This is a genomic window from Pseudomonas brassicae, from assembly GCF_010671725.1.
Classification (GTDB): domain Bacteria; phylum Pseudomonadota; class Gammaproteobacteria; order Pseudomonadales; family Pseudomonadaceae; genus Aquipseudomonas; species Aquipseudomonas brassicae.
Genome location: NZ_JAAHBU010000313.1, coordinates 1 through 7,445, shown reverse-complemented (window position 1 = coordinate 7,445; position 7,445 = coordinate 1). Strand labels below are relative to the sequence as shown.

The window sequence follows — 7,445 nt, the reverse complement described above, 5'->3', positions numbered from 1 at the left end:
CTCGTAGGTCATGGCCAGCAGCACGTCCTTGATCGGGCCGAACTCAAGCTTCTGGTCGAAGATCTTGCCAAACGACAGACGTGGGCTGAACTCGCCATAGTAGGTGTTCGGGCCGGCGTTGCTGTCTTTCTTGCCGTTGTAGAAGATCTTGTCGACGAACAGGAAGTTGTCGCCGTACTTCCAGCCGTCGGCGTGCTCGAAGGTGAAGGTCTGCTGGATCTCGGGGTTGACCGTGAAATCCTTGCCGTACAGGTAGGTCAGGCTGTTGTTCTGCCATTGCAGCAGGTCGCCGGCCATGGCGGTGCTGGCGGCCAGCAGGCCGCCAGCGAGAATCAGGCTGTTGGTAATGCGCATTGCGTGGTTGCTCCCTTGATTGAGGTCGGCACTCTGCAGTGGTGCCGTTGAATTCAATTTATTGTCTTTCGAGTCAGTTTTTTTCGACTGACCACAGCGAATTGGCAAGAGCTGAGCCAACCTTGGCGGCTTGGCGCAACAATCCTGCTCGACGTCTTTCTGAACAGCTGAACAAGGGTGAAACAGGTTGGCAATACGCTTACCAACCGCCCGAATTCATTGACTGAGCGGTCAGTAAACGCGGGTAGGAAACTTCCTGCCCTGAGCGAGGGGGCGCGCAGATTACTGGCTTGCGCGCTGGCCCTCAAGTGCTCCGTTGTGGAGCGGGTGTGGCAAAAACTGTGCGTTCGATCAGGTTTTAGAAGTGAACCTTGATCAGCGCACTGGCCACACTCTGGTTGGTCTTGAGTCGATCGCTGTCCTCAATCCCGTATTTATCCTTCCAGTAGCTGTACTCGAAACCCACGTACAGCTGCTTGGCGCCGAAGTTGAACGCTTTGCCCAGGTCATATTTGACCTGTGGGTTGAAGTGCAGGTTGGCGTGGTAGGTGCCGCGTCGACTTTCGTCGTTGTCCACCACCCAGTCCATGTAGCCATCGATGAGCAGGTCCGACTTGCCCAGGGGGATGGTGTAGGAGAAGGCCGGGGTGATCTGCCACACGCGGTCGCCGGGCCGGCTGCCTTCGGTGTTGCGCTGGTAGAAGTTGAGGGTGAAGTAGTTGAAACCGGGGATGGCCAGGTCGAAGCCCGGGCCGATCAGGTAGGCCTCGTTATCGCCTTCGCCGGTCTCGTAGGTCATGGCCAGCAGCACGTCCTTGATCGGCCCGAACGCAAGCTTCTGGTCGAAGATCTTGCCGAACGACAGGCGCGGGCTGATCTCGCTGTAGTAGGTGTTGTTGCCTTTGTTGCGGTCGGTTGCGCCGTTGTAGAAGATCTTGTCGACAAACAGGAAATTGTCGCCGTACTTCCATTTATCGGCGTGCTCGAAGGTGACCGTCTGCTGGATCCGCGGGTTGACCTGGAAGTCTTTGCCGTACAGATAGGTCAGGCTGTTGGTCTGCCAGAGCAGCAGGTCCCCCGCTACCGCTGGAAGCGTGGCCAGCAGGCTGCTGCCCAGCAGGAGGGAAGAGGTGATGCGTTTCATGTTGTGATTCCCGACTGTTGTTATTGTTGGATTGCGGTTTTTTCGGCGCAAGCGCGCCCCGGCCGGCCCACTCCCAGGGGCCGACGGTATTGCCTGGTGCCAGGGTTGAACGGGGCAGCACGCGCCGCCCGTACGCTCAATGCTGGTGAGCGGTGTCGTTGTGGGCGGCGCGCTCGGCGCCACCCAGTACGTTGAACAGCAGGTTGAGGACCAGGGCGCTGACCGTGGCCATGGCGATCCCGCTGTGGGTGATCGGTTCCATCCATTGCGGCATCTGCGCAAAGAACTCCGGCCGTACGACCGGGATCAGCCCCATGCCGACGCTGACCGCGACCAGCAGCTGGTTGCGCCGGTCACCAATGTCGGCTTCCTGCAGGATCTTGATGCCGGTGGCCGCGACCATGCCGAACATCGCGATCGAGGCGCCACCCAATACAGCCGGTGGAATCGAGGCGATCAGGAACGCCGCCTTGGGCAGCAGGCTGAGCAGGATCAGGAACAGGCCCGCCACCACCGTGACATAGCGGCAGCGCACGCCGGTCATCTGCACCAGGCCGATGTTCTGCGCGAACGAGGAATGCGTGAAAGTGTTGAAGAAGCCCGCCACGAACGAGGCGCCGGCATCCCAGAACAGGCCGCGGCGCAGCATGCCCGGGGTGACTTCACGTTCGGTGACCTTGCCCAGCGCCAGGAACATGCCGGTGGACTCGACGAAAATGATCACCACCACCAGGCACATCGACAGGATCGGTGCGAGGCTGAACGTCGGCATGCCGAAATGCAGCGGGGTGACCACCTGTACCCAGGGCGCTTCGGCCAGGCCGCTGAGGTCGACCATGCCGATGGTGCCGGCAATGATGTAGCCCAGGCCCATGCCGATCAGCACCGAGACATTCACCCAGAAGCCGCGCATGAAGCGGTTGATCAGCAGGATGGTGGCCAGCACCAGGCCGGCAACGACCAGATAGATGGGCGAGCCGAACGGTGCCGCCGCGGCGCGCCGCCGGCCCAGTTGACCGCGACCGGGAACAGCGAGAGGCCGATCGAGGTGATCACCGTGCCGGTGACCAGGGGCGGGAAGAACCGCACCACCTTGGACATGAACGGCGCGATCAGCATGCCGAAGAAGCCGGCGGCGATGGTCGCACCGAAGATCCCCTGCAGGCCCACGCCGGGCATGCCGGCCATGGCCACCATGCTGCCGACGGCGGCGAAACTGGCCCCCATCATGACCGGCATGCGAATGCCCAGTGCACCAATGCCGAGCGACTGGACCACGGTGGCGACACCGGCGACCAGCAGATCGGCATTGATCAGGAATGCGATTTCTTCACGAGAGAGCCCGGCGGCTTGCCCGATGATCAGCGGCACCGCAATGGCGCCCCCGTACATCAGCAGTACATGTTGCAAACCCACCAGGATCAGTTGCAGCAGGGGCAGTGGCTGTCGTGGCGGCGCAACGGGGATGTACGCCTTGCGTGACTCGGACATGCAGCACCTCGAGTTTTGTTTTTATTGTTCGTCTTATGTGCGCGGCGACAGGCAGGCGCCGTTGGGTGGCCCTTGCGGGCACCGGGGTGACTCAGTGGGTTGGAGCACCTTTGGCGATCCAGGCACCGATCAGTTCACGCTCTTGCTGGGTCATCTGAGTGATGTTGCCCAGGGGCATGATCTGGCTGGCGACGGCCTGCGCCTGAATGCGCGGGGCCAGTTGCTGGATCTGTTGCGGGGTATCGAGCATCACGCCGGCCGGGGCAGTACTGAACAGCGGGCTGGTCGGCTTGGCCGAATGGCACACGGTGCAGCGTTCCTGGATGACGCTGTGGATCTTGTCGAAGTTGCCTTCGCTGACCGACGCGGTCGCCGGGGCGGCTTCTGCAGCCGGGGCAGGTGTCGGGTTGGCAGCCTGTTCGGCGGCTTTCTCGGCAGCGGTCTTGCCACCCTGTGCGGTTTCCGGCAGGGGCTGGTACTGCACCTTGGCAGCGGCCTGTTCAGGCGCGGTCGGCATCGGCTTGGGGCCGGTGACGTAGGCCAGGCAGATCATTGCCAGGGCGCCTACCGGCAGGGTCCAGGCGTACTTGGCGCTGTCGTGGCGGGTGTTGAAGTAGTGACGCACCAGTACCGCAGCCACCGCGATCCCGGCCAGGATCAACCAGTTGTACTGGCTGCCATAGGTGCTCGGGAAGTGGTTGCTGATCATGATGAACAGCACCGGCAGGGTGAAGTAGTTGTTGTGGCGCGAACGCAGCAGGCCCTTGGCCGGCAGCGTCGGGTCGGGGGTCTTGTTCTGCTCGATGGCGGCAACCAGCGCACGCTGGGCCGGCATGATGATGCGGAACACGTTGCCGACCATGATGGTGCCGATGATGGCGCCGGTGTGCAGGTACGCACCACGACCGCTGAACACCTGGCTGAAGCCGTAGCAGGCCGCGATGACCAGCACGAACAGCACCAGGCCGAGCAGGCCGGGGCGCTTGCCCAGGGGCGAATCGCAGAGAAAGTCGTAGATGAACCAGCCGGCGATCAGCGAGCCGACGCCGATGGCGATCCCTTCACCGCCGCTCAGCGTGCTGCCCGGGGCCAGCAGGTAGAGGGTCGGGTTCCAGTAGAACACCAGGCACAGCAGGGCAATACCCGACATCCAGGTGAAGTAGGCTTCCCATTTGAACCAGTGCAGGTTGTCCGGCATCTTGGGCGGTGCCAGCTTGTATTTTTCCAGGTGGTAGATACCGCCACCGTGGATCGCCCAGAGATCACCCGACAGGCCGTCGCGCGGGTTGGCCCGGTTGAGGTTGTTTTCCAGCCAGACGAAATAGAACGACGCGCCGATCCAGGCCACGCCAGTGATCATGTGAACCCAGCGCACGCTCAGGTTCAGCCATTCCAACAGATGTGCTTCCACAGTCTTTACCTCTTGCCGGTCACCGCAGGCCAGTGACCCGCCTTCTCTTATTGGTGGGGTGCGAGGATCAGTTGCTCATCCTCATTGAAGAAATGTTCGTCGCAGTTGTTGCCGGAACCACTGCGATCAACCACCAGGAAGTCATCCCGCTTTTCGATCGTCAGCACCGGGTGGTGCCAGACGCCGCGATGGTAATTGATGCCCTGCCTGCCATTACTGACAAAGGCGCGGACAAGACCCGATACAGGTGCATCGCCAACCGGCGCGACCACGATCAGAAAGGGATTGCCGAGCAGCGGTATGAACGCCTGGCTGCCCAGCGGATGGCGCTCCAGCATGCGCACGGTCAGCGGCATGTCCTGCGCGTCGGCGCGGAAGATGCTGATGATGGCGTGGTCCTCGGGCTGGGCGGTTTCTACCGTGGCCAGCTTGTGGAAGCGCATGGTCGAACCGTTGTTGATCATGAAGTGGTCGCTGCCGTCGGTTTCGATCACGTCACCGAAAGGGGCGAAGGCTTCTTTGGTCAGGGGCTCAATCACTAAAGTGCGCATGCGGGTGTTCTCTAATTATGTGTGAGTGGGGCGGGGGCGAATGCCGGCACCTGCGTGCCTGCAAGGGTCGCGCCGGTTACAGCTGCAGCAGGCGGAACAGGGCAATCAGGTTGATCTGCGCCAGGGCTTCCTTGAACTCGGCGTCGACCGAGTTGTGGATGCGCTTCTCGAACGAGGCGAGGATCTGGTGACGGTTGCTGCCTTTGACCGCCATGATGAACGGGAACTGGAACTTGGCCTTGTAGGCGTCGTTGAGCTCGGTGAAACGGGCGAATTCTTCGGCGGTGCACTGGTGGATACCGGCGCCGGCCTGTTCGTTGGTGCTCGATTCGGTCAGTTCACCCTGTACCGCGGCTTTGCCGGCGAGGTCCGGGTGAGCATTGACCAGGGCCAGTTGGCTGGCGTGGTCGGCGCTGAGCAGGATGTCGCTCATGCGCTGGTGCAGCGCCTCGATCTGGTCGAGCTCGTGCAACTGGCCCAGGTCAAAGGCTTTTTCGGCCACCCACGGCGAATGCTCGTAGATGTCGGCGAAGGCGTTGACGAAGGCCGCGCGGTCCAGGGTCGACGGGGTGAGGGTCTTGAAGTCGGTCATTTGGCGCTCTCGGCTTGGAAGGGGTGGGTGGCATGCCAGTGGCGGGCGATGTCCACGCGCCGGGCAAACCAGACCTGCTCATGGCTCTGGGCGTATTCGACGAAGCGCTTGAGCGCGGCGATGCGCGCCGGGCGGCCGATCAGGCGGCAGTGCAGGCCGATCGAGAGCATCTTCGGCGCTTCGGCACCTTCGGCGTACAGCACATCGAAGGCGTCCTTGAGGTACTGGAAGAACTGCTCGCCACAATTGAAGCCCTGCACCTGGGTAAAGCGCATGTCGTTGGTATCCAGGGTGTAGGGGATCACCAGGTGCGGCTTGCCGGTCGGGTTGTTGGGTTCCCAGTAGGGCAGGTCGTCGTCGTAGGTATCGCTGTCATAGAGGAAGCCACCTTCCTCCATCACCAGGCGGCGGGTGTTCGGGCCGGTGCGGCCGGTGTACCAGCCCAGCGGGCGTTCGCCGGTGAGGTCGGTGAGAATGCGGATGGCCTCGAGCATGTGCTCGCGCTCCTGGTTCTCGTCCATGTACTGGTAGTCGATCCAGCGGTAGCCGTGGCTGCAGATCTCGTGGCCGGCGGCGACCATGGCGCGGATCACCTCGGGGTGACGCTGCGCGGCCATGGCCACGGCGAACACGGTGAGCGGCACGCCGGTGTCTTCGAACAGCTTGAGCAGGCGCCACACGCCGGCGCGGCTACCATATTCGTAGAGCGATTCCATGCTCATGTTGCGGGCGCCCTGCAGCGGCTGGGCCGAGACCATCTCGGAGAGAAAGGCTTCGGACTCCTTGTCCCCGTGCAGGATGTTGCGCTCGCCACCCTCTTCATAATTGAGCACGAAAGACAACGCGATGCGGGCATTCCCCGGCCAACGCGGGTGAGGTGGGGTATTGCCGTAACCGATCAGGTCGCGAGGATAATCAGCGCTCACTGCAGTCTTCCTTCTTGTACGTGAAAACGGGGGGTGTGGTGTCTGATAGAGCTCATCGGCCACAGCGATGGAGTGATTGTATACAACTTTGCTGACGATTTGTAAGCCTGTTTTTTCGCCTTTCTTCCGTTTCTCAGCGCCCAAAAGGGTTGCAAGAAACCTGCCTGACTGGTCAGTAAATGACGATTGTGTCGGCTCTGTGCTTGGCTTTGCGACTGATGGACTATTTACAGGGCCGCTGCAGCAAGCGAACAAAGTCGTTCGATTTATTGTGTACAATTTTAATGAAAAATGTCTTAATAATCCGACAGCCGCACGCTGCCCTGCTTCATCCCGGTGCCGTGCGGGTATTTTTTGCCCACCGATTGAAACGAGGCACGCGCAATGGGACGTTTGACCACGCATGTACTGGATGCCGCACATGGCTGCCCTGGCAGCTCGATCAAGGTCGAGTTGTACCGGGTCGAAGGCCAGCAACTGGAGCTGGTGAACACGCTGCTGACCAACAGCGATGGTCGTTGCGATGCGCCGTTGTTGCAGGGTGACGATTACCGCAGCGGGGTTTACCAGTTGCAGTTCAGTGCGGGCGATTACTACCGCGCGCGTGGTGTGCAGCTGCCGGAGCCGGCGTTCCTCGATGTGGTGGTGCTGCGTTTCGGCATCAGCGCCGAGCAGGATCACTACCACGTGCCGTTGTTGATCTCGCCGTACAGTTACTCGACCTATCGCGGAAGCTAGTTGGTCGCTAGATGAATCTTCGTAGGTCCTTGCCCGCTCTCACTGGCGGGCTTTTTTTTTGCCTGCAATTCGGGGGTGTGCTCGCGGGCCTCTTCGCTGGCAAGCCAGCTCCCACAGGTACAGCGGTGACTTCAGGATCTGCGCATACCCTGTGGGTGCAGGCAAGCCAGCTCCCACAGGTACAGCGGTGACTTCAGGATCTGCACATACCCTGTGGGTGCAGGCAAGCCAGCTCCCA

At 61.4% G+C, this 7,445-nt stretch carries 6 protein-coding genes and 2 pseudogenes; 1 reads left to right on the top strand and 7 read right to left on the bottom strand.

Going from position 1 to position 7,445, the window contains the following annotated elements; genetic code table 11:
- From G3436_RS19880 to puuE, 7 genes and pseudogenes are all read right to left on the bottom strand, one after another.
- Positions 1-354, bottom strand: a pseudogene (locus G3436_RS19880) (outer membrane protein OmpK); the annotation flags it as partial.
- Positions 355-712: 358 nt separating this feature from the next.
- Positions 713-1,498 carry an outer membrane protein OmpK gene (locus G3436_RS19875; RefSeq protein WP_163948462.1) on the bottom strand — a complete coding sequence of 262 codons (786 nt, stop codon included), beginning with the start codon at positions 1,496-1,498 and terminating at the stop codon, positions 713-715.
- A gap of 136 nt (positions 1,499-1,634) precedes the next feature.
- Positions 1,635-2,989 (bottom strand): annotated as a pseudogene (locus tag G3436_RS19870) (nucleobase:cation symporter-2 family protein).
- Between the two features lie 91 nt (positions 2,990-3,080).
- Complete coding sequence (locus G3436_RS19865; RefSeq protein WP_163948459.1) at positions 3,081-4,400, bottom strand: urate hydroxylase PuuD; 1,320 nt, start codon at positions 4,398-4,400, stop codon at positions 3,081-3,083.
- 47 nt (positions 4,401-4,447) lie between these two features.
- Positions 4,448-4,951, bottom strand: coding sequence for an ureidoglycolate lyase (locus G3436_RS19860; protein ID WP_163948457.1), 504 nt, complete (start codon positions 4,949-4,951; stop codon positions 4,448-4,450).
- Between the two features lie 76 nt (positions 4,952-5,027).
- Entirely contained in the window at positions 5,028-5,543 is a 516-nt protein-coding gene (uraD, locus tag G3436_RS19855) for a 2-oxo-4-hydroxy-4-carboxy-5-ureidoimidazoline decarboxylase (RefSeq protein ID WP_163948454.1), read from the bottom strand.
- On the bottom strand, positions 5,540-6,469 hold the full coding sequence (puuE, locus tag G3436_RS19850; RefSeq protein WP_163948451.1) for an allantoinase PuuE: 930 nt from the start codon (positions 6,467-6,469) through the stop codon (positions 5,540-5,542). The genes uraD and puuE overlap by 4 nt, the downstream gene beginning before the upstream one ends.
- A gap of 384 nt (positions 6,470-6,853) precedes the next feature.
- Between puuE and uraH the strand changes: the two genes are divergently transcribed.
- Positions 6,854-7,207, top strand: a complete 354-nt coding sequence (gene uraH, locus G3436_RS19845; protein ID WP_163948448.1) for a hydroxyisourate hydrolase — start codon at positions 6,854-6,856, stop codon at positions 7,205-7,207.
- Positions 7,208-7,445 lie beyond the last annotated feature (238 nt).

Excerpts from the sequence above, each read along its gene's own strand:
- uraH (WP_163948448.1), top strand. The coding sequence starts at position 6,854 with ATGGGACGTTTGACCACGCATGTACTGGATGCCGCACATGGCTGCCCT.
- uraD (WP_163948454.1), bottom strand. The coding sequence starts at position 5,543 with ATGACCGACTTCAAGACCCTCACCCCGTCGACCCTGGACCGCGCGGCC.
- G3436_RS19860 (WP_163948457.1), bottom strand. The coding sequence starts at position 4,951 with ATGCGCACTTTAGTGATTGAGCCCCTGACCAAAGAAGCCTTCGCCCCT.
- G3436_RS19875 (WP_163948462.1), bottom strand. The coding sequence starts at position 1,498 with ATGAAACGCATCACCTCTTCCCTCCTGCTGGGCAGCAGCCTGCTGGCC.